This window comes from Brevundimonas sp. GW460-12-10-14-LB2 (genome assembly GCF_001636925.1).
Taxonomy (GTDB): Bacteria; Pseudomonadota; Alphaproteobacteria; order Caulobacterales; family Caulobacteraceae; genus Brevundimonas; species Brevundimonas vesicularis.
In genome coordinates this window covers 94,929-115,564 of sequence record NZ_CP015511.1, presented here as the reverse complement: position 1 = coordinate 115,564, position 20,636 = coordinate 94,929, and the positions used below count along the sequence as shown (strand labels likewise).

Below are 20,636 nucleotides of genomic sequence, written 5' to 3'. Positions count from 1 at the left end.
CCTGGAGGCCGTCAGAGCGCGTCCAGGCCGATATCCAGAACCGGCGCCGAATGGGTCAGGGCGCCGACCGAGATGACGTCCACCCCCGTCTCGGCGATGCCGCGCACGGTTGTCAGATCGACCCCGCCCGAGGCCTCAAGCACGATCCGCCCTGCGACGCGCGCCACGGCGGCGCACAGGTCGTCGAGGCTGAAGTTGTCCACCATGATGACATCGGGCGCCGCGCCCTCGTCGATCAGGGCCAATACGGCGCCCAGTTGATCCAGCCCATCGACCTCGACCTCGACCTTCATCAAATGCGGGGCGAAGGCCTTGGCCCGCCGCACCGCCTCGGCGACGCCGCCGCAGACAACGACGTGGTTGTCCTTGATCAGGATGGCGTCATCCAGCCCGAAGCGATGGTTGATACCGCCGCCGCAGGCCACGGCGTGCTTCTCCAGCGCGCGCAGGCCTGGCGTGGTCTTGCGCGTATCCGCGATCCGCGCCTTGGTCCCGGCGACGGCTTCGACATAGGTGCGCGTTAGAGTCGCCACGCCGCTGAGCCGTCCGACCAGATTGAGCGCTGTCCGCTCGGCCGACAGGAAGGCGCGCGCGTCAGCCTCCACCACCGCCAGCACGTCGCCGGCCTCGAAGGCGTCGCCGTCTCTCAGCCGCAGATCGACCGAGGCCTTGGGGTCCATGGCCAGCACGGCCAAGCGCACGCAGTCGATGCCCGCGAGCACGCCGGGCTTTCTGGCCGAAAAGGCCGCCTTCATCCGCGCACCCTCAGGGATGCAGGCAATGGCGGTCATGTCGCCGGCCCGACCCAGATCCTCGGCCAGCGCCAGGCGTACGACAGGCTCGATCAGAACGTCTGGAAGTCGTCTCATTCCGCCGCCTCCAACGCCGCCGGGTATGGCATCCGCACCCGCGTATGCACAGCGACCCCGTCCGTCTGCGGATAGTCCGAGCGGTAGTGCCCGCCCCTGCTCTCGCGCCGGTCCAGAGCCGCCTGGGCAATGAGCCTCGCCGCCAACAGGACGGCCGCCGGCCCGTGCTGGCTCTGCAGCCGGTCAATCAGGGAGATGAGGGTCTGTAGTCCCTCCGCATCACGCACCACACCCGCATGCGCCGTCATGGCGGTCCGCAGTTCGGCCATCGCCGCATCCGGCAGGTCAGGCGAGATATCAGCCGCCAACGCGCGGCCGCCGCCGACTTCCTGGGCCGCCGACCGGCCCGCGCGCCGACCGAAGGCCGCCGCTTCCAGCAGAGAGTTGGACGCCAGCCGGTTGGCGCCGTGCACGCCGGTCGCCGCGCACTCCCCGACCGCATAAAGGCCCGCAACCGTCGTACGGCCGTCCGCGTCGGCGGCGGTCCCGCCCATATGATAGTGGCACGCCGCCATCACCGGGATCGGACTGATGCGTGGGTCCAGCCCGGCGCGCATGCAGGCGGCGAAGACGGCGGGAAACGCGTGAGGAAACTCGCCCCCGATCGCTGCCCGCGCATCCAGAAAGGCCCCTCGCCCGTCGGCGCGCGCCGCATGGACCGCCCGCGCCACCACGTCGCGCGGTTTCAGATCGGCGTCGTCCGCCTCGCCCAATAGAAAGCGCCCCTGACCATCGATCAGCCGCGCGCCCTCGCCCCGCAAAGCCTCGGTCGCCAGCGGCGTGGGGTCCAGTCCCACGTCGATAGCCGTCGGGTGGAATTGTACGAACTCGGGATCGAGGATTTCCGCGCCGGCGCGCGCGGCAAGGGCCATCCCCTCGCCCTTCAACGCCGCCGGGGTCGTGGTCGCTGCGAACAGACCGCCCGCCCCGCCCGTGGCCAACACCACCGCCGTCGCCGTGATCTCGACCAGGCGGTCGCCGCGCACGACCATCGCCCCGACCACTCGGCCGTCGGCATCCTGCGACAGGGCCTTCAGCCGCGCGTCGTCCCAGACCTCGATCAACTTTTCAGCCCGCACCGCCGCAACGACAGCAGACAGGATGGCTCGGCCAGCGCCGTCGCCGCCGACCCGGGCCACGCGAGGAACGGAATGAGCCGCCTCCAGACTGACCACAAAGCCGCCGTCCGCATCCCGGTCGAACGGCGCGCCCAAGGCCGCCAACCACTCGACCGTCTCGCGCCCGGCTTCGGTCAGGGCGCGCGCCGCGACCGGCTCGACCAGACCCGCGCCCGCCGCCTCGGTATCCTTGGCGTGCAATGCGGCCGAGTCCTGCCCTGTCAGCGCCGCCGCCATCCCGCCCTGCGCCCACGCGGACGAACAGGCGTTCAGCAACGGCTCGGGCGTCACGACCAGAACCTTGGCCCCAGCCTTCGCCGCCTCAAGCGCAGCCGACAGCCCCGCCAGCCCCGCCCCGACGATCAGAGGTCCATCGTGCCGCGTTCGGTTCATCGTCCAAAGCCCAAATAGTTGAGGCCGAACTGCACCGCGCCGGCCGGATCGCCCCCGGTCATCGGCATCAAGGCGCCGACGGCCGCCGCCGCGCAGATCGCGAGGGTCAGCAGATAGAGGGCCAAGCTCTTGCCCGCCTCGGGCCAGCTCAGCGTTCCCCAGGCCGCACGCCAGACGCCGCGCTTCAAATGGCTGAACACCGATAGAGCCAGAAAGGCGGCCAGAATGAACCGCCCGGTCGTCAGCCCCCACCAGACCACCGCCACGCCGATGACCAGCAGCACGATCTGCTCCAGACGCGGATGCACACGCGTCAGCACCGGGCCCAGAGCCTTGGACCCGTCCAGAGGCGGCGCCGGCACGAGGTTCACCAGATTGAGCATGGCGATGAAGAAGGCGCCCATCAGCCACTCTCCCTGCCCCAGAACCATCCAGACCCCGACGAACGGGATCATGGCCAGCAGGCCGAAGGCCGGTCCGGCCAACGACACGAGAACCCCGTCCCACTCGCTTTTCGGCTCCCGCCGCGCCTTTGCCAGGCCGCCCAGGAAGGGGATAATGTAGATGCGGGCCGGCCCCATGCCGAGCTTGTTCATCACCAGAGCGTGACCCGCCTCATGGACGAACAGCCCGATCAGCACCGCGCCCGCCACGATGGCGCTGCCCGTGATCCACCACAGGAAGCCGCCCATCAACGCCGTGGATAGCAGCGCCCACACCAGGCTCTGGTCCTTCTCGACCGGCGCTTCGGCTGCCGGCGTCGGCGCGGTTTCACGCGCCGATGTCGCTTCGGGCTTGGCGTCCCAAGGTCCCGGCGTACGGCCAGGCGTCTGATCTGTGGTGTCTGTGTTGCTCATGGCGTCCAGATGGGCGCGGACGACCGTCCCGTCGCCGGGACCGATCGCCGCGTCACGCTCAGATCAGCTCCACATCGACGTGGTGGCGCGCCTTGACCAGATCGTAGCGCGCGGGAATGGCGGGCGGCGGCAGGTCGATCATTCGCTGCACCGCCAGGCGTCCACGCTCGATCATGTCCGTCGGCACCGTGACCTCGAACTGCATGTGCAGCAGGCAGTCATGGATGTTCTGAAGCGTGATCCGCTTCATGTGCGGGCACAGGTTGCACGGGCCGATGAACTGCACGCCCGGCACGTCGCCAGCGACGTTCGAGGCCATCGAACATTCGGTGATCATCACCACCTGTTTGGGCCGGCGCGCCTCGACGTAGTCGGTCATCGCCGCCGTCGAGCCGGCGAAGTCCGCCGCCGCCAGCACGTCTTCGGGGCATTCGGGATGGGCCAGGATTTCGGCCCCCGGATAGGCGGCGCGCATCTCGGCGATGTCGTCCACCGTGAACCGCTCATGCACCTCGCAGCGACCTTTCCAGGCGATGATGCCGACCGTCGTCTGGGCCGCGACGTTGCGCGCCAGATATTCGTCGGGGATCAGGATGACGCGGTCCACGCCCCATTCCTTCGCCGCCCACTCCACCACCTGAACAGCGTTGGCGGAGGTGCAGCAGATGTCGGTCTCGGCCTTCACATCGGCGGTGGTGTTCACATAGGTCACGACCGGCAGACCGGGGTAGCGCTGCTTGATCAGCCGCACATCCGCCCCGGTGATCGATGAAGCCAGCGAGCACCCGGCGCGCAGGTCGGGGATCAGCACGGTCTTCTCGGGCGACAGGATCTTGGACGTCTCGGCCATGAAGTGAACGCCCGCCTGGACGATCACGCTTGCGTCCGACCGCGCGGCCTCCTTGGCCAGGCCCAGGCTGTCGCCGACATAGTCCCCGACCCCATGGAAGATCTCGGGCGTCATATAGTTGTGGGCCAGGATTACGGCGTCGCGTTCACGCTTCAGCCGGTTGATCTCGCTGATCAGGCGCGCCTGTTCGGGCCACTCCAAAGGCGTGACGTGGTCCTTGACCTTGGCCCACACCCCGGCGGTTTGCCGCGCCAGCTCTTTCGTCAGACCAAAGGCGCCGTCAGCCATGATCATCTCCATACCCTTATGCTCACATTTAGCATAAGCAGGCGCAATGTAGGCCTATGCGGGCGCTGTGCAAGAGGAAATGCATGCCGCCTCCTATCCGCCACCGAAGACAAAGATTTGCAAAAACCGTTCCCATTTCGGCGAATATCGCCTAGACGGCAGCCCACTTCTTTGCTTCCAAGCGCCTATCCGCAGCATTTCCATGCAGGACACCATCCGCCGCATCCTCACCGCCCGCGTCTATGACGTGGCGGAGGAAACGCCCCTCGACCCGTTGCGCCGCCTGTCGGCCCGGCTCGACCGGCCCGTCCTGCTGAAGCGCGAGGATTTGCAGCCGGTCTTTTCGTTCAAGATCCGCGGCGCCTACAACAAGATCGCCGGCCTGTCGGAGGACGAACTATCCAGGGGCGTCATCTGCGCCTCGGCGGGCAATCATGCGCAAGGGGTGGCCCTGGCGGCCGCACGTCGCGACATCCCCGCCACCATCGTCATGCCCACCACCACCCCCGGCATCAAGGTCGCGGCCGTTCGCGCTCTGGGCGGCGACGTGGTTCTGCACGGCGACAGCTTCGACGAGGCCTACGCCCACGCCCGTGAGCTTGAGGGCCGGACCGGCGCGGCGTTCATCCATCCCTTCGACGACCCCGATGTCATCGCGGGCCAGGGCACGGTGGGCCTCGAGATCGCCCGTCAGCACGCCGATCCGATCGAAGCCATCTTTGTGCCTATCGGCGGCGGGGGCCTGGCCGCCGGGGTGGCGGCGATCGTCAAATTCCTGCGTCCCGAGACCCGGATCATCGGCGTCGAGCCGGTGGATGCCCCGACGATGAAATCCGCCATCGATGCGGGTCAGGTCGTGACCCTGAACGAGGTCGGCCTGTTCGCCGACGGCGTCGCCGTGCGTCGAGCCGGGACCGAGACGTTCCGGCTGTGCAAGGATCTGCTGGACGAGATCGTGCTGGTGGACACCGACGCCATCTGCGCCGCGATCAAGGACATTTTCGACGATAGCCGCGCCATCGCCGAGCCCTCGGGCGCCGTCGCGCTGGCGGGGCTGAAGGCCTGGGCCGCCGCCCATCCCGGTAGAGGCAGTCTGATCGCCGTCAACTCGGGCGCCAATCTGAACTTCGACCGCCTGCGTCATGTCGCCGAGCGGGCCGAGATCGGTGAGGGCGCCGAGGCCCTGCTGGCCGTGGCGATGAAGGACGACCGCGACGACTATCGCCGCTTTCTCGACGACCTGGACGGCCGTTCGGTGACCGAGTTCAACTATCGCTGGTCCGGCGACGGGCAGGCGCAAATCTTCGTCGGCGTCGCCCTACGAAACGGCACTCACGAGCGCGACGATCTGATCGCCCGCCTCCGCACCGGCGGCTACGCCGTCGAGGACATGAGCGACAATGAGACCGCCAAGCTGCACGTCCGTTACATGGTCGGCGGCCGCACCGTCGGCCTGCCCCACGAGCGTATCCTGCGCTTCCAGTTCCCCGAACGTCCCGGCGCCTTCCTGCGGTTTCTGAACAGCCTCCAGCCCGCCTGGGCCCTGACGCTGTTTCACTATCGCAACCACGGCGACGACGTCGGCCGGGTGCTGGCGGGCATCAGCGTGCCGCCCGAAGAACAGGATCATCTGACCGCCGCCCTGGCCAATCTGGGCTACCCTTACGTTGATGAGACCGCCAATCCGGCGTGCCGCCTGTTCCTGGACGGCGCGTAACTACGTAGTGCGCCCTTAACCGGGTGTTTGCGGGCGCGGATGCATAGTGACAGGCCTACGGAGCCTGTCATGTTCTCGTTCAATCGCCTGTCCATCGCCCTGAAGCTCGCCGTCGTGGCGGGGCTCGCCATCGGCGCCTTGATGATCGTCGCGGCCATCGGCGTGACGGCCTATTCCGGCGCGATCGTTCGCGACATGGCCGGCCGATACGCCGAAAGCGCTGCGCAAGAGGCCTCGCAAGAGATCCGCAACGAGATCGTCTCGGCCGGCACGGGCGCCAAGACCCTGGCCGCAACCTTGGGCGCCGCACTACAGACGGGACTGACCGACCGCACCGCCTATATGGGCCTGGTCAAGCCGAACGCCGAAGCCACCGATCAGGTCATGGGCGCCTGGTTCATGGCCGCCCCGGACGCCGTCGGCGCCGACGCCGCCCACATTGGTGATGCGGCGACCAGTTCGAACGTCAACGGACGACTTTCCATCTATTGGGTGCGCCGCGACGGTCAGATTTCCCTCGAGCCTGAGGCTGACGGCTCAGACTTTGAACAGGCCTATTACACCGAGCCGATGGCCAGCGGCGCGCCGGTCGTGGTCGAACCGTACGAAGAGAGCATTGGCGGCGGCAAGGTCGCGATGACCTCGGTCGCCTATCCGGTGCGCGCCAACGGCCGCATCATCGGCGTCGCGGGCCTGGATATCACCTTGGCCAACCTGTCGCAGCGCTTGGCGGCGATGAGGCCGTTGGGCACGGGCCGCGTGACCTTGGTGTCGAACAAGGGCGTCTGGGTCGCCCATCCGGACACCGCCGTGCGAGGTCAAGCCTATGCGGACGCTGGCGCGGACATCGTGCGCAATGTCATCGCCGAACGTCAGGCCCAGGCGGTCGAGGGCGTCAGCGTAAACGGCGAGCCGGTTCGGCGCCTGGTCCAGCCTGTGATCCTGCCCGGCCAAAAGGCGACCTGGGCCGTCGTGCTGGACATTCCCGTCGCGACGATCGAGGCCCCGGCGCGGCAGCTGGCCTTGATGCTGCTGGTCGGCGGTGTTCTGATCATCGCCGCCATCATCGTCGCCCTGCTGATCACCAGCGACCGTTTAATCCGGCGCCCGTTTGCGCGTCTGACGGCGGATGTTCGGACCATGAGCGAAGGACGTTATGACATTCCCGTCGCCGGTGCGGACAAGGCCGACGAACTGGGCCAGATTGCGCGGGCGCTCGAAGGGTTCCGGCTTGAGCTTGCGGACGGTCTGGCGCGGCGCGACCAGCAACAGCGCGAACGTGCGGCCGCCGAAACCGATCGTCGCCGGCACGCCGAGGAGACGGAGCTCTTCGCCGCCTCGCAAACCCGCGCGGTCGAGACTTTGGGAGAAGGTCTGTCGCGCCTCGCCGCCGGCGACCTGGCCTGGCGGATGCCGGAGGCGGGCTTCACCGCCGACACGCGTCGCATCCCGGAAGATTACAACGCCGCTTTGCATCAGTTGCACACGACGATGACCGGCATCTGGACCACGGCTCAGTCGATGCGCGGCGGATGCCAGGACATCGCCGCCGCCGCCGACAGCCTGTCGCGCCGCACTGAACAACAGGCCGCGGGTTTGGAGCAGACCGCCGCTGCGCTGGACGAGCTGACGCAGACGGTGCGCAGCAGCGCCGAAAACGCCGAGCGCGCCCGCGACATCACCCAGGCCGCTCAGGCGGCGGCGGACAAGGGCGAGGCCGTCGTGCAGGACGCAATCGGCGCCATGTCGGAGATCGAGCAGTCCTCGACCCAGATCAATCAGATCGTCGGCGTCATCGACGAGATCGCCTTCCAGACCAGCCTTCTGGCCCTGAACGCCGGCGTCGAGGCCGCCCGGGCCGGGGAAGCCGGACGCGGCTTCGCCGTCGTCGCCTCCGAGGTAAGAGGCCTGGCCGAACGGTCAGCCAGCGCCGCCAAGGAGATCAAGGCGCTGATCGCCCTGTCGCAAAGCAATGTGCAGCGCGGATCCGATCAGGTGTCGCTGACGCGCGACAGCCTCAGCGCCATCGCTGTCCAGGTGGCGGAGGCCAACGCCCTGGTTCGCACCATCGCCGCCGCGACGCGCGAACAGTCGGTCGGCATCGGCGAGATCAATGTGGCGATCAATCAGATGGACCAGTTCACCCAGCAGAACGCCGCCATGGTCGAGGAATCCACCGCCGCCAGCCACGCCCTGACGAACGAGGCCGGCGAACTGGAGGGTCTGATCAGTCGCTTTGATCTGGGTCAGACAACGCAGTCGAGACGCGCCGCCTGATCAGGCGACAGGCGCCACGCACAGCGCCCGTCTGTCTTCACGCCTTGTCGATGGCGGCGGCGATCTGATCGCTGGAATGGCCCGTCAGATCCTTCGCGATCTCGCCGACCAGCTTGGCTTGAAGGTCCTTGTGCCAATGCTTGCGCAGCTCGCCCAGCGTCTTGGGCGCGGCGATCACCAGCAGTTCGTCGATCTTGTTGGTGACCGACCATTTGTTCAGCACCTCGGCGACGCCCATGGCGAAACCGTCCTCGGCCTGGGTGTCATTGTCGGGGTTCGCCTCATTGGATCGGCGGCCGGCCGAACCCGACACCCGATCCGCGATGGCTGGCGTTTCCAGCGGCGTCAGCTTGATGTCCGAAGCGTTCGTATTCTTGAACAGGGCCAGCTTCTCGCCATCGACCACCGCCACCAGCGCGCCATTGGAAAGTTTCATCGTCGATACTCCAGTGTGTAGGGATCGAGACAACGAACCGGGACGCAGGCCGTTGCCTCGGGCCGCCGATCCCATAGTGTCGCGCGACAAAACCGCCGAGAGATGAACCATGCCTGACGTCCTGCCGCTGGACCGCCGCCGCCTGATGGCCTTGGGCGCATCGGGCGCCGCGGCTGCGATCCTGCCGGGGTGCGCGACCATGACGGCTGCATCGCCGCGCCAGACGGTGTGGACCTTCGATCGCCTGACCAACATCGGGGAGATCGAGACCCGCGTGGAGGGTGCACCAATCCTGATCGATAGTCCGTTCGGCCGAGCGGTTCAGTTCGACGGCGTGGACGATGCCCTGTTCATCGATCAGCATCCGCTGGCCGGGGCCGAAACCTTCACCTTCGAAGCCCTGTTCCGACCCGACGGCGGCGCATTCGAGCAACGCTGGTTTCATCTCGCCGAAGAGGCGCCGGCCGGCCAGCCGCCGTCGCAGACGCGCTTCCTGTTCGAGATCCGCGTGGTTCAGGACCGCTGGTACCTGGACGCTTTCACGCGCGGGTCTGGCTACAACCACACCCTGATCTTCCCCGAGCGGCTCCATCCGTGCGGACAGTGGTTCCACGTCGCGCAAACCTTCGACGGCGTCCTGTACCGGGCCTATGTCGACGGCGTCCTGCAAGGCGAACATGCCGTGCCGTTCAAGCCGCAAGGGCCAGGCCGGGCCTCGGTCGGTTGCCGCATCAACCGCGTGAACTACTTCAAAGGCGCGGTGCGTCAGGCCCGCTTCACCCACGCCGCCCTGCCGCCTGAACGGTTCACGCGGGGCTAACGACAGGCGCTGCGCGCTAAGCCTCGCCAAATCGTCCAGGTTGCGCCTATGGTCAGACGATCGATGGGGAGCGAAAAAATCATGCTGAGAACTTTGGCTGCAGCACTGGCGCTGTTGACAGCTGCCTTGATGACGCCGCCCGCGCCAGCTCTCGCGGCGGCCGTCGCCGCTACGCCACAGATGTCGCGCCAGGAATCCCGAGATCACGACCTGTTCGTTCAGGCCAACACTGACTTTCAACAAAGGGGCTATTCCGCTCTCGCCCGGCGTCTTCCCGCGCTCCGTCAAGCGCTGGATCGGATGCCTGCGGATTATGGACAGTTGGTCGAGCAAGCAGGCCAGCACGTTGTGAGAGTCTCCGATCCCGGCGACGTGCTGATGATGATGGTCGGCCTGTCGGCAGCCGCCGGCAAGAATGGAAGCGGCGCAACGGGCGCGACGGCCCTGCCCAATGTCTACGGCGACATCGCCCTGATGCTCGCCTCGGAAGCCGTCGAGGCGCGTCGGTACGAAGAAGGCATCAGCTATCTGGATCGCGTGCTGAAGGTACAGCCGAAAAACTGGTTATTGCTTGTCGAAAAGGCCGCCGCCCTGCAGGGGTTGGGACGTTGGAACGACGCCCTGGTTCTGGCTGACGCCGCATTGGCGGACGACGATATGCTGATGCTTTTGCATCGTGGCCCGTTCCATCGCCGGCGCGGTTTCAGCCTGATCGAACTGGGTCGATTGGACGAGGCGAAGGCCGCTTATGAGGCTGCGCTTCAAATCGATCCCGACGACGCAAACGCCAAACGCGAACTGGAATATATCGCTGAGCTGAAGGGTGGCGCATCGCCTACTGCGCCCCAAGTGCTCTCACCACTCTCGCTGACGCCTGCTCCACCCATCCGCTAGAGCAGCCGACCGCCCGCTTCATGCGCCAGCAGCCAGCGTTTGCGCTCAAGGCCGCCCGCATAGCCGGTCAGCGTCCCGTTCGCTCCGATTACACGGTGGCACGGCACGATGACGCCGACCGGATTGGCGCCGTTGGCCAGACCCACGGCGCGGACGGCCTTGGGCGCGCCGATGGCCGCAGCGAGATGACCATAGGTGCGGGTCTCGCCGGTCGGGATGTCGCGCAACGCCTTCCACACCGCGCGTTGGAAATCCGTACCGCCGGTGCGGACCGTGATGGCGTCGAAGGCGGTCAGGTCGCCGCCGAACCACGCCTCGACCGCCCGACGCACCGGCTCCGGCGCGCGGCCTTCGGTCAGCACGACCTCACCGTAGTGTCGGCGCAGCAGCAGGCGCAGACGGGCTTCGTAGTCGTGGAAATCCAGCGCGCGCACCGCGCCGTCGGCGTCGGTGACGACCAGCACCTCGCCTACCGGGGACGGGATGCGATCCAGGGTCAGATGCATGTCAGGCTGCTCGGTCATTTCGCCGTTCCTCGCTCAGGGCGCAATAGAGTGCGCCATAGGCCCGCCACGGCCGCCACCGCTCGGCGCGCGCCAGCAGCGCGGCGTCCGTCGTCGTCAGCCGGTCGCTGGGCGCATCCTCACCCGCATCGATCCAGTGGCCCGCAAGCCTCAACCCCGGCCTAGCCCTGATTGCGGCATACAGAACGGGATCGGCCGACAGGTCGCGCGTGATCGCCTCGGGATCGGCGGCGAGGTCAAACACGCGCCGCACCCGCGCCAGCACGCCCGGCAAGGCTTTCAGATTGTCGATCCGCGCCTCGACCGCCGCCTTGCCTTCACCGGCCGGCCGAACCGTCACCGCGCCATCGGTTTCGTCCACGTCCAACCGAAGCCGCCGCGTCCAGGCGCCGTCCACCACCGCCTCGTCCGCGACATCGCGCGTCGCCAAGTTCGTCATCATGGCGTCCCAGTCATAGGGCGGGCGGTAGGACAGACCGATCTTGATCACCCCGCCCGGTTCCGCCTCGACCTTGCGACGCCGCAGGTCGGACGGTGCGCGCCCATACAGGGCCTGAAACGTCTCATTGAATCGTCGTACGCTGCCGAAACCCGACGCCATCGCCACCTCGGCCATCGACAGGGTGCTCTCGTGGATCAACTGTTTGGCCAACAGCACGCGCCGCGTCTGGGCCACGCTGACCGGGGCCGCGCCCAGATGCTGGCGGAACAGGCGGCGCAGCTGCCGCTCGCCCATGCCCAGCCGTATCGCCAGTGCGTCCGTGTCGCCGACATCCAACGCCCCCGCCTCGATCAGGGCCAGGGCCCGGCTTACAGTGTTGGACGTGCCGCGCCAGGCGCCCATTTCCGGCGCCGTCTCGGGCCTGCACCGCAGACAGGCCCGCAAGCCAGCCGCCTCGGCCGCTGCGGCGCTGGGGTGAAAGGCCACATTCTCGCGCTTCGGCGTCCGCGCCGGGCAGACGGGCCGACAGTAGATGCCCGTCGAGGTCACGCCGGTGAAGAAACGCCCGTCGAAACGGGCGTCCCGCGCCACGACGGCGCGCCAGCAGGCCTTCTGATCCAACAGCTGATCCATGCCCGCAGGATGCGCCGCCCGCCCGACGATGTCTCGCGGTTTTCGGACATGGATCGGATCAGTCTCTCAGGAAGAACAAGGCCTCCACCGTCGTGTCCAGGGCCCGCGCCAGTTCCAGGGCCAGCACGGTCGAGGGCACGAAGACGCCGTTCTCGACCGTATTGATGGTCTTGCGCGAGACGCTGGCCTTGTCGGCCAGCCCCTGCTGCGTCAGGCCTGCGGCGGTGCGCGCCTCCTTCAGCCGCGAGCCGAGCCTGGGATCACCCATCGCGACCGGCCTCGCGATCCAGCCAGGCGAATCGCAGACCCGCTGACGCCCCGCCCAGCGCCAGGACATAGGGCAGAGCCAGCACGCCATAGTCCGCGCGCCACAGACCCAGACCCAGCGCTACGGTCACCCCGCCCATCAGCACGACGAAGGCCAGGATCATCGATCGCGCCCGCAGCACCTGCGTCAGCTCGTCTTCCATCAAGCGGCGATTTTTCTGCGCATTCCAATCCCAGCCCATGACGAGCACAGGGATCAGCCAGCCGTACAGAACCGGCAGCAGGATCTGCACATAGGCGCCGAGGTTGTGGTCGCCGCCCAGGACCCTCTGCATGGCGAGATGCGCCTGAGCCATGAACAGCAGCAGCACCAACGGATAGAGGACCAGCTGTTGCGTACGCCCCCGCTGCAGCTTTTCGCGGCGGGCGCCGTCACGGCTTTCCGCCACATCGATCGGCTGACCGGGGCGGCCGCACCAGGCCATCATGGCGCCGATGATCATCAGCCCGAAACCGAAGCCGGCCGCCACGCCCGCGGTCGTCGCCTGATCGCCCTCCGTTCCATGCACGAGCGCGAAACCGGCGCCGCCGGCCAAGGCGGCGGCGCCGATGACGAGCATGGCGACGCCGCCCCACCAGTATCGACGCCGGCTCGACTGCACCCGCAGAACCGCGGCGTTTTCGTCCTTGTTCACGACTTCCTCCTGAAGTAACCTTGAGGTGACATATCACCTATAGGTTACACGCCGTCAAGAGGAGATGTCGCCTTATCGACCGACGACCAGTCGCGCCGCCGCCCGGATGACCCGCACCACCTCTGCGGCGAAGGCCCAGACGACCACGACCATCAGGATCGTCGCCACCCCGCCGACATCGTCGCCGGAGCGGCCGATCAGAACCCGAATCCGATCCACGAAATCGGTGACGCTGCCGACCCAGATCAGCGGCGACAGCGCCGACCAGAACCAGACCCACAGCAGACCCCAAGCGGCGGCGATACCGAACGCCAGGTCGCCCAGCGCCGTCAGTCGCACATTGCCGCCCGACGCCGCCCGCATCAGGTCGAAGCCGATGCGGCAGGCGGCGAACAGGGCGACCGGCCAATAGGCGACGCTGATCATGTCCGTCAGAATGCGGCCGTAGTTGACGCCGTCGATCACGCCGAACAGCTCGTCGGGCGAGACCGGCCGCGTCTGAAGCAGGCCCGTCCACCACAGCAGCACCACGGTCCAGCCGATGGCGCTGGCCACCGCGCGGGCCACGGGCGACATCTCGGCGCTCTTGCGCACGGCGCGGCCTGACTTCGAGGCGCCTTCAGCGCCCCTGGTGAACCATTCGCCCTTGGCCATCCGTTGGGCGGTCCACTGTTCGGCATCGAAATCGCCGCCCAGCTCGAACACACCCAGATCCTTGACGCGCCATTTGGCGATGAAGTCCGGCTTCTTCGACTGACGCTCCAGGACGAAGCCGACGGCGGTCAGAAGCCCGACGACCGTGATTGCCCCGCTGATCAGGCTGGAGATGCCCTGCCCGATCGCCTGGCCGACATAGACGTCGCCGACCAGAACCCGCACCGCCAGGCCGATCAGGGTGACGGCGACCATGACCGTCAGCCCGACCTTCAGCCCGAACATCCACCAGGGATAGAGCTCAGGCCCGATCAGGGCATGCGGTCCAGGGCGATAGCGCGCCGCCACGCTCAGCGGATGACCGACCTCGCGCAGCAGGGCCTCGACCTCGTCGTCGGTCGGCGCCCGGCCCAGACGGGCCTCAAGAGCCTCAAGACGGCCTATGATCTCGTCGCGCAGCTCGGCGACGATGTCCTCGCGATTGTCCTTCGGCAGCTGGGCCGCCACGGCCTTCAGATAACGTTCGACCAGGTCCATGCCGGTCTCTCCCTCTTTCCCGGTGTTCACAGCATCTTCTCCAGCGAGGCCGACAGGCCGCGCCATTCCACAGCGAGCCGTTCCAGCATCGCCTCCCCGCGCGGCGACAGGCGGTAGAACCGCTTCTTGCGCCGCTCCTCCTCGCGCCATTCGCTGTCCAGCAGCCCCTGGCTCTCCAGCCGGCGCAGCAGCGGATAGAGGGTGCTCTCCTCCATCTCGACCCCGACCTCGCCCAGGGCGACCCGCAGCGAATAGCCGTATTGCTCGCGCCGGAGGCTCGCCAGCACGGCCAGGATCAATGACCCCCGCCGCAGCTCCAGCCGCAGGCTCTCGAACAGCAGCGCCTCGTCGTTCTCGCTCACCCGCCAACCTCCATGCGTCACATAGTGTGTGCCGCACAGTGTATGGGACATACTGTGCGAGGGTGTCAAGCGCGAACGGCTTCATTCCCGCCTTGCAACCTCTCGGCGATCTAGGCCAAGTGCGCCCTTCTTGGGGGAGACTGACTTGGACGTCGACACGTTCATCGAACGCTGGAGCCAGGCCCGCGGCGGCGCCGAGCGCGCCAACTATCAGATGTTCCTGACGGAGCTTTGCGAAGCGCTGGGCCTTCCGCGCCCCGATCCGGCCAGCGACGACACCCGCACCAACGACTATGTGTTCGAGCGAGGCGTGAAGCGGCGCGAATCCGAAGGCCTGGCCTCGACCCTGCGGATCGACCTGTACAAGCGCGGCTGCTTCATCCTGGAGGCCAAACAGTCGCGGGCGGCGCATCGCGACGACGGGCAGGGCACGCTGTTCAAGGCGGACGAAACCGCCTCGACCGCCGCGTCGCAGGGCAAGTGGGACGTGCTGATGCGCAACGCCCGGCGTCAGGCCGAGGACTATGTCTTCCGCCTGCCGGCCGACCACGCCGCCCCGCCCTTCATCATCGTCTGCGACGTCGGCTATGTGTTCGAGGTCTATGCCGACTTTTCGGGCAGCGGCCGGGCGTACTCCCACTTCCCCGACCGCAAGGGCTTCCGGGTCCGGCTGGAGGATTTGCGCGACGCGAAGATCGTCAAGCGGCTGAAGGCCATCTGGACCGAACCCCTGTCGCTGGACCCGACGCGCGAGTCGGCCCGCGTCACCCGCCAGATCGCAGAGCGGCTGGCCGAGGTGTCGAAACGGCTGGAGAAGAAGCATCCGGCGGAAGAGGTCGCCCATTTCCTGATGCGGTGCATCTTCACCATGTTCGCCGAGGACGTGGACCTGTTGCCGCGCGGGCGGTTCACCGCCCTGCTGAAGGACCAGCTGGACCATCCCGAGAGCTTCGCACCGATGCTTCAATCCCTGTGGAAGAGCATGGACGCGCCGGAGTATGAGAACCGCTTCTATGCCGGCTTCGGCCTGCATCTGCGCCATTTCAACGGCAGCCTGTTCAAGAACGCCAAGGCCTTCCCCTTGGGACGCGAGGAGATCGGGGAACTGCTGGCCGCCTCCAGCCACGACTGGCGTTACGTGGAGCCGGCCATCTTCGGCACCCTGGTCGAACAGGCGCTGGAGCCGGGCGAGCGGCGCAAGCTGGGCGCCCACTACACCCCGCGTTCCTATGTCGAACGGCTGGTCGAGGTGACGGTGATGGAGCCGCTGAGGGCCGACTGGAACGCCGCCCTGATCAAGGCGGGGGATGCGCGGGAGCGAGGCGACGCCGCGCACTCAAGCAGCGCGGAGCGCGATAGTGCAAAGAGAGAGGCGGTGGCGGCCATCCGCGCCTTCCACCATCAGCTCTGCATGACCCGCGTGCTGGACCCCGCCTGCGGCACCGGCAACTTCCTCTATGTTTCGCTGGAGCTGATGAAGCGGCTGGAGGGCGAGGTGCTGGAGGCGCTGGCCGAACTGGGCGAGACCGAGGGCATCGGCCTCGAGACCGTCGATCCGCACCAGTTCCTGGGCATCGAACTGAACGTCCGCGCCGCCGCTATCGCCGAACTGGTGCTGTGGATCGGCTATCTGCAACAGCATTATCGCAACAGTGTCGAACACCCCGCCGAACCGATCCTGAAGGCCTTCGGCAACATCCAGCAGAAGGACGCGGTCCTGACCTGGGACGGCTATCCCGAGCATCAGTTCGAAATGAAGGACGGGGTTGCTGTTCAGGTCTATCCGAACGCGCGGCGGCCGGACTGGCCGACGGCGGAGTTCATCGTGGGGAACCCACCGTTTATTGCCGCGAGCGATTTCCGTAAGGCGTTTGGATCGCCTTACGCGGAGACTCTTTGGCGGGTCCACTCGCACGTCAATGGCAGCGCGGACTTCGTCATGTACTGGTGGGACCGGGCTGCGGAACTCCTGACGCGGAAGAAATCACAAGTTCGCCGTTTTGGCTTCGTTACGACGAATTCGATCAGCCAAGTCTTCCTTCGTCGCGTCGTGGAACGCCATCTTTCCGCTAAGCCCGGCCTGTCCATTATCTTTGCCGTGCCCGATCATCCGTGGGTCAAAGGGACGCCCGGCGCCGCTGCTGTTCGGATTGCTATGACAGTTGTCGCTCAAGGCCGCAACGACGGTGTGCTGAGCGAGGTCATAGGCGAGGCTGGGTTAGACACCGACGATCCCAAACTCGACTTCAGGGCACTTCGGGGGCGTATCAACCCCGATTTGTCTGTTGGCGCTGATGTGACGACGGCGGCCAAGCTCTCGGCTGGGGCAGGCATGGCTCACGACGGCGTAAAGCTCCACGGCGCGGGTTTCCTTCTGCGTCAGGGGGAAGCAGAACATCTAGGCTTGGGCACCCGTCAGGGATTAGAGCAGTACATCCGACCATATCGAAATGGCCGCGACCTCACTGCTTACTCGCGCGATCTGAAGGTCATCGACCTGTTCGGCGTGTCTGCCGAAGAGGTCAGACGTGCTTATCCGGAAGTCTACCAGCATCTTCTGGATACAGTGAAGCCGGAACGGGATCGCAACAATAGGGCCTCATACCGCGACAATTGGTGGGTTTTTGGCGAACCCCGCCGTGATCTTCGACCCGCTTTAGCCGGCATCGAACGGATGATCGCTACAGTAGATACCGCTCGCCATCGCTTGTTCCAGTTCGTGGCAAGCAAAGTTGTGTTGGACGACAAATCTGTCGTGATCGCCCACGATGATGGGGCTACGTTGTCCATCCTATCGTCGAAAATCCACGTGACCTGGGCATTGCGTGCAGGGGGCTGGCTCGGTCAGGGCAATGATTCCGTCTATACAAAATCCCGCACCTTCGACCCCTTCCCCTTCCCCGACCCGTCCGACGCCCTCCGCACCATCCTCAGCGACCTCGGCGAGGAACTCGACGCCACGCGCAAGACGGTGCAGGCCGAGCATCCGGACCTGACCCTGACAGGCCTCTACAATGTGCTGGAGAAGATCCGCGCCGGGACGCCGCTGGACGCCAAGGATCAGGACGTCAAGGAACGCGGCCGGGTGTTGATCCTGAAGGATCTGCACGATCAGATCGACCGGGCGACGGCCGACGCCTATGGCTGGCCCCACGACCTGAGCGACGAACAGATTCTGGAACGGCTGGTCGCCCTGAACGCCGCACGCGCGGCGGAAGAGGCGGCGGGCCATGTCCGCTGGCTGCGGCCCGACTATCAGATTCCGCGCTTCGCCAAGGGCGCCGCCGCCAAGTCCGGTCGACTGGACCTGAGCGAGACGGTCGTCGCCATCGACAAGAGCCTGCCGGCCTTCCCCAAGGACAAGGGCGAACAGGCCATGGCCATCCACGCCGTGCTGGAGGCGGCACACCGTCCGATGGACGCCGCCGCCGTGTCGCGCGCCTTCAAGGGCGGCGGCAAGCGGATCGAACAGCGGGTGGTCCAGGCCCTGTCGACCCTTGTCCGCTATGGCTGGATCACCGCCCTGCCGGGCGGAACCTACGCCGCGCGCCGCGCGGCCTGACCGGCGGGAGCAACCCTTGCGGTCGTGCGGCGCTATGGCGAGAGACCTCCTCACGCACTAAGTTCTGTTCATGAACCGTTCTTCGACGCCGAAGCCCGCCGCCGCCAAGCCGGCCAAGCCCGTTCACGTGCCCAATCCGGGGGTGCAGGAGGTGTCGGCCGCCTTCCTGCGCGACACCGGGAAAATGCCGATGTTCGCCCCCGTCGCCGGGCCGCGCCTGACGCCTGAGGAGCCGGTCGCCGCGCCCGCCGACTGGGTGCCGCACCGCCCCTCGTACGAGGGCAAGAAGAAGGGCGGCCGCTTCCGGCTTGAGACCAAATACACGCCCGCCGGCGACCAGCCCGCCGCCATCGCCGAACTGGTGGCCCAGGCCCAGGCCGGGGACCGCGACCAGGTCCTGCTGGGCGTCACCGGCTCGGGCAAGACCTTCACCATGGCCAAGGTGATCGAGGAAACCCAGCGCCCCGCCCTGATCTTGGCGCCGAACAAGACGCTGGCGGCCCAGCTCTATTCCGAATTCAAATCGTTCTTTCCCGACAACGCGGTCGAATACTTCGTCAGCTACTACGATTACTACCAGCCAGAGGCTTATGTTCCGCGTACGGATACGTACATTGAAAAGGATTCAAGCATCAATGAGCAGATTGACCGAATGCGGCACTCTGCGACTAGAGCTATACTAGAACGCGAAGACGTCATTGTTGTGGCGTCGGTGTCCTGCATCTACGGGATCGGGTCGGTTGAGACCTATACGGCGATGACGTTCACGCTGAAGGTGGGGGACCAGATCGACGAGGCGAAGCTGCGGGCGGATCTGATCGCGCTGCAATACAAGCGCAACGATCTGAACTTCGACCGGGGGATGTTCAGGAAGCGGGGCGATGTGATCGAAATCTTCCCGGTCCACCTGGAAGACCGGGCCTGGCGCATCAGTCTGTTCGGGGACGAGCTGGAGGCTATCCAGGAGTTCGATCCGCTGACCGGCAAGAAGACGGCCGATCTGAACGAGATCACCGTCTATGCCGCCAGCCACTATGTGACCCCGCGGCCGACGCTGAACCAGGCCGCCGCCGGCATCAAGGCGGAGCTGAAGGAGACGCTGGATTGGATGGTCGAGAACGGCAAGCTGCTGGAGGCGCAACGCCTCGAACAGCGCACCCGGTTCGACCTGGAGATGATGGAGGCCACCGGCAGTTGCGCCGGCATCGAGAACTACAGCCGCTGGCTGACCGGCCGGGCGCCGGGCGAGCCGCCGCCGACCTTCTTCGAATACATCCCCGACAACGCCCTGCTGTTCGTGGACGAGAGCCACGTCACCATCGGCCAGATCAACGGCATGTTCCGGGGCGACTACCGCCGCAAGTCGACGCTGGCGGAATACGGCTTCCGCCTGCCCTCCTGCATCGACAACCGCCCGCTGAAGTTCGAGGAATGGGAGGCCATGCGCCCCCAGACGGTGCACGTCAGCGCCACCCCCGGCCCGTGGGAAATGGAACAGGCGGGCGGCGTCTTCGTCGAGCAGGTGATCCGCCCCACCGGCCTGATCGACCCGCCGGTCGAGATTCGCCCCGTCTCCGGCAAGACCCGCAACCAGGTCGACGACGTCATCGACGAGGTCAAGGCGACGACGGCCAAGGGCTATCGCAGCCTGGTCACCACCCTGACCAAGAAGATGGCCGAGGACCTGACCGAATATATGCATGAGCAGGGCATCCGCGTCCGCTACATGCACTCCGACGTGGACACGCTGGAGCGGATCGAGATCCTGCGCGACCTGCGGCTGGGAACGTTCGACTGTTTGATCGGCATCAACCTGCTGCGCGAGGGGCTGGACATCCCCGAGTGCGGCCTGGTCGCCATCCTGGATGCGGACAAGGAGGGCTTCCTGCGCTCGGAGACCTCATTGATTCAGACCATCGGCCGCGCCGCGCGCAATGTGGACGGCCGCGTCATCCTGTACGCCGACCGCATGACCGGCAGTATGGAGCGCGCCATCGCCGAGACCGACCGCCGCCGCGAACGCCAGGTCGCCTACAACACCGAACACGGCATCACGCCCGAAACGGTCAAGCGCGACATCAAGGAGATCATGGACAGCCCCTATGAGTCGCGCGAGATGGATCGCCTGACCAAGCCGGGCGTGGCCGAAGCCTCCAAACCCTTCGTCGGCTCCAACTTCCAGGCCGCCCTGCGCGACCTGGAAGGCCGCATGCGCGAGGCCGCCTCCAACCTGGAGTTCGAGGAAGCCGGCCGCCTGCGCGACGAGATCAAGCGCATGAAGCTGATGGACCTGGAGTTCGCCAACGAAGCCCTGACCGGCGCCGGCGAAGCCGTCGACAAGTCCGCGCCCAAACGCTGGCGCGCCGAGGCGGCGGCGGAAGCGCAGGAGCGGTTCAGGAAGGGGCGGCTTTAGAGAGTACTACGCTCATCGCAAAAGGTTT

General features: G+C 66.6%; 17 protein-coding genes. 6 read left to right on the top strand and 11 right to left on the bottom strand.

Annotated elements, in window-relative coordinates:
• Positions 1-11: 11 nt before the first annotated feature.
• From nadC to nadA, 4 genes are read right to left on the bottom strand one after another with little or no spacing between them, the layout of a single operon-like run.
• Complete coding sequence (gene nadC, locus A4249_RS00635) at positions 12-869, bottom strand: carboxylating nicotinate-nucleotide diphosphorylase (protein WP_066549924.1); 858 nt, start codon at positions 867-869, stop codon at positions 12-14.
• On the bottom strand, positions 866-2,380 hold the full coding sequence (locus A4249_RS00630; RefSeq protein WP_066549921.1) for an L-aspartate oxidase: 1,515 nt from the start codon (positions 2,378-2,380) through the stop codon (positions 866-868). Before A4249_RS00630 ends, nadC begins: the two co-directional genes overlap by 4 nt.
• On the bottom strand, positions 2,377-3,237 hold the full coding sequence (locus tag A4249_RS00625) for a metalloprotease (protein ID WP_066549918.1): 861 nt from the start codon (positions 3,235-3,237) through the stop codon (positions 2,377-2,379). The genes A4249_RS00630 and A4249_RS00625 overlap by 4 nt, the downstream gene beginning before the upstream one ends.
• 58 nt (positions 3,238-3,295) lie before the next feature.
• Positions 3,296-4,387, bottom strand: coding sequence for a quinolinate synthase NadA (gene nadA / locus A4249_RS00620; RefSeq protein ID WP_231868736.1), 1,092 nt, complete (start codon positions 4,385-4,387; stop codon positions 3,296-3,298).
• 190 nt (positions 4,388-4,577) lie between these two features.
• Here nadA and ilvA point away from each other — a divergent pair, with 190 nt between their 5' ends.
• A complete protein-coding gene (gene ilvA, locus A4249_RS00615; protein ID WP_066554546.1) occupies positions 4,578-6,092 on the top strand; it encodes a threonine ammonia-lyase, biosynthetic in 1,515 nt (504 codons plus the stop codon).
• Positions 6,093-6,161: 69 nt separating this feature from the next.
• Entirely contained in the window at positions 6,162-8,369 is a 2,208-nt protein-coding gene (locus A4249_RS00610) for a methyl-accepting chemotaxis protein (RefSeq protein ID WP_066549916.1), read from the top strand.
• A 37-nt stretch (positions 8,370-8,406) separates the two neighbouring features.
• Here the strand turns inward: A4249_RS00610 and A4249_RS00605 are convergent, their stop codons facing one another.
• On the bottom strand, positions 8,407-8,805 hold the full coding sequence (locus tag A4249_RS00605; protein ID WP_017504716.1) for a host attachment family protein: 399 nt from the start codon (positions 8,803-8,805) through the stop codon (positions 8,407-8,409).
• A 109-nt stretch (positions 8,806-8,914) separates the two neighbouring features.
• On the opposite strand from A4249_RS00605, the gene A4249_RS00600 reads away from it, so the two are divergent.
• Positions 8,915-9,625, top strand: coding sequence for a LamG-like jellyroll fold domain-containing protein (locus tag A4249_RS00600; protein ID WP_066549915.1), 711 nt, complete (start codon positions 8,915-8,917; stop codon positions 9,623-9,625).
• Between the two features lie 48 nt (positions 9,626-9,673).
• The gene (locus A4249_RS00595; protein WP_082853988.1) at positions 9,674-10,519 is read left to right on the top strand and encodes a tetratricopeptide repeat protein; all 846 of its coding nucleotides are present in this window, start codon (positions 9,674-9,676) and stop codon (positions 10,517-10,519) included.
• On the opposite strand, the gene A4249_RS00590 is transcribed toward A4249_RS00595, so the two are convergent.
• The 6 genes from A4249_RS00590 to A4249_RS00565 all read right to left on the bottom strand — a co-directional run bounded on the left by A4249_RS00590 (position 10,516) and on the right by A4249_RS00565 (position 14,633).
• Positions 10,516-11,043, bottom strand: a complete 528-nt coding sequence (locus A4249_RS00590) for a methylated-DNA--[protein]-cysteine S-methyltransferase (RefSeq protein WP_066549910.1) — start codon at positions 11,041-11,043, stop codon at positions 10,516-10,518. The genes A4249_RS00595 and A4249_RS00590 overlap by 4 nt on opposite strands.
• Complete coding sequence (locus tag A4249_RS00585; RefSeq protein WP_231868735.1) at positions 11,027-12,106, bottom strand: bifunctional transcriptional activator/DNA repair enzyme AdaA; 1,080 nt, start codon at positions 12,104-12,106, stop codon at positions 11,027-11,029. Before A4249_RS00585 ends, A4249_RS00590 begins: the two co-directional genes overlap by 17 nt.
• 70 nt (positions 12,107-12,176) lie before the next feature.
• Complete coding sequence (locus A4249_RS00580) at positions 12,177-12,386, bottom strand: helix-turn-helix transcriptional regulator (protein WP_017504712.1); 210 nt, start codon at positions 12,384-12,386, stop codon at positions 12,177-12,179.
• Positions 12,379-13,080 (bottom strand): hypothetical protein, encoded by a 702-nt coding sequence (locus tag A4249_RS00575; RefSeq protein ID WP_066549906.1) that lies wholly within the window; start codon positions 13,078-13,080, stop codon positions 12,379-12,381. The genes A4249_RS00580 and A4249_RS00575 overlap by 8 nt, the downstream gene beginning before the upstream one ends.
• Positions 13,081-13,152: 72 nt before the next feature.
• Complete coding sequence (locus A4249_RS00570; protein WP_066549905.1) at positions 13,153-14,271, bottom strand: HAAS signaling domain-containing protein; 1,119 nt, start codon at positions 14,269-14,271, stop codon at positions 13,153-13,155.
• A gap of 26 nt (positions 14,272-14,297) precedes the next feature.
• Positions 14,298-14,633 carry a PadR family transcriptional regulator gene (locus A4249_RS00565; RefSeq protein WP_091749647.1) on the bottom strand — a complete coding sequence of 112 codons (336 nt, stop codon included), beginning with the start codon at positions 14,631-14,633 and terminating at the stop codon, positions 14,298-14,300.
• A 145-nt stretch (positions 14,634-14,778) separates the two neighbouring features.
• Between A4249_RS00565 and A4249_RS00560 the strand changes: the two genes are divergently transcribed.
• The gene (locus A4249_RS00560; RefSeq protein ID WP_082853987.1) at positions 14,779-18,195 is read left to right on the top strand and encodes a class I SAM-dependent DNA methyltransferase; all 3,417 of its coding nucleotides are present in this window, start codon (positions 14,779-14,781) and stop codon (positions 18,193-18,195) included.
• 184 nt (positions 18,196-18,379) lie between these two features.
• Positions 18,380-20,608, top strand: a complete 2,229-nt coding sequence (gene uvrB / locus A4249_RS00555; protein ID WP_231868823.1) for an excinuclease ABC subunit UvrB — start codon at positions 18,380-18,382, stop codon at positions 20,606-20,608.
• Positions 20,609-20,636 lie beyond the last annotated feature (28 nt).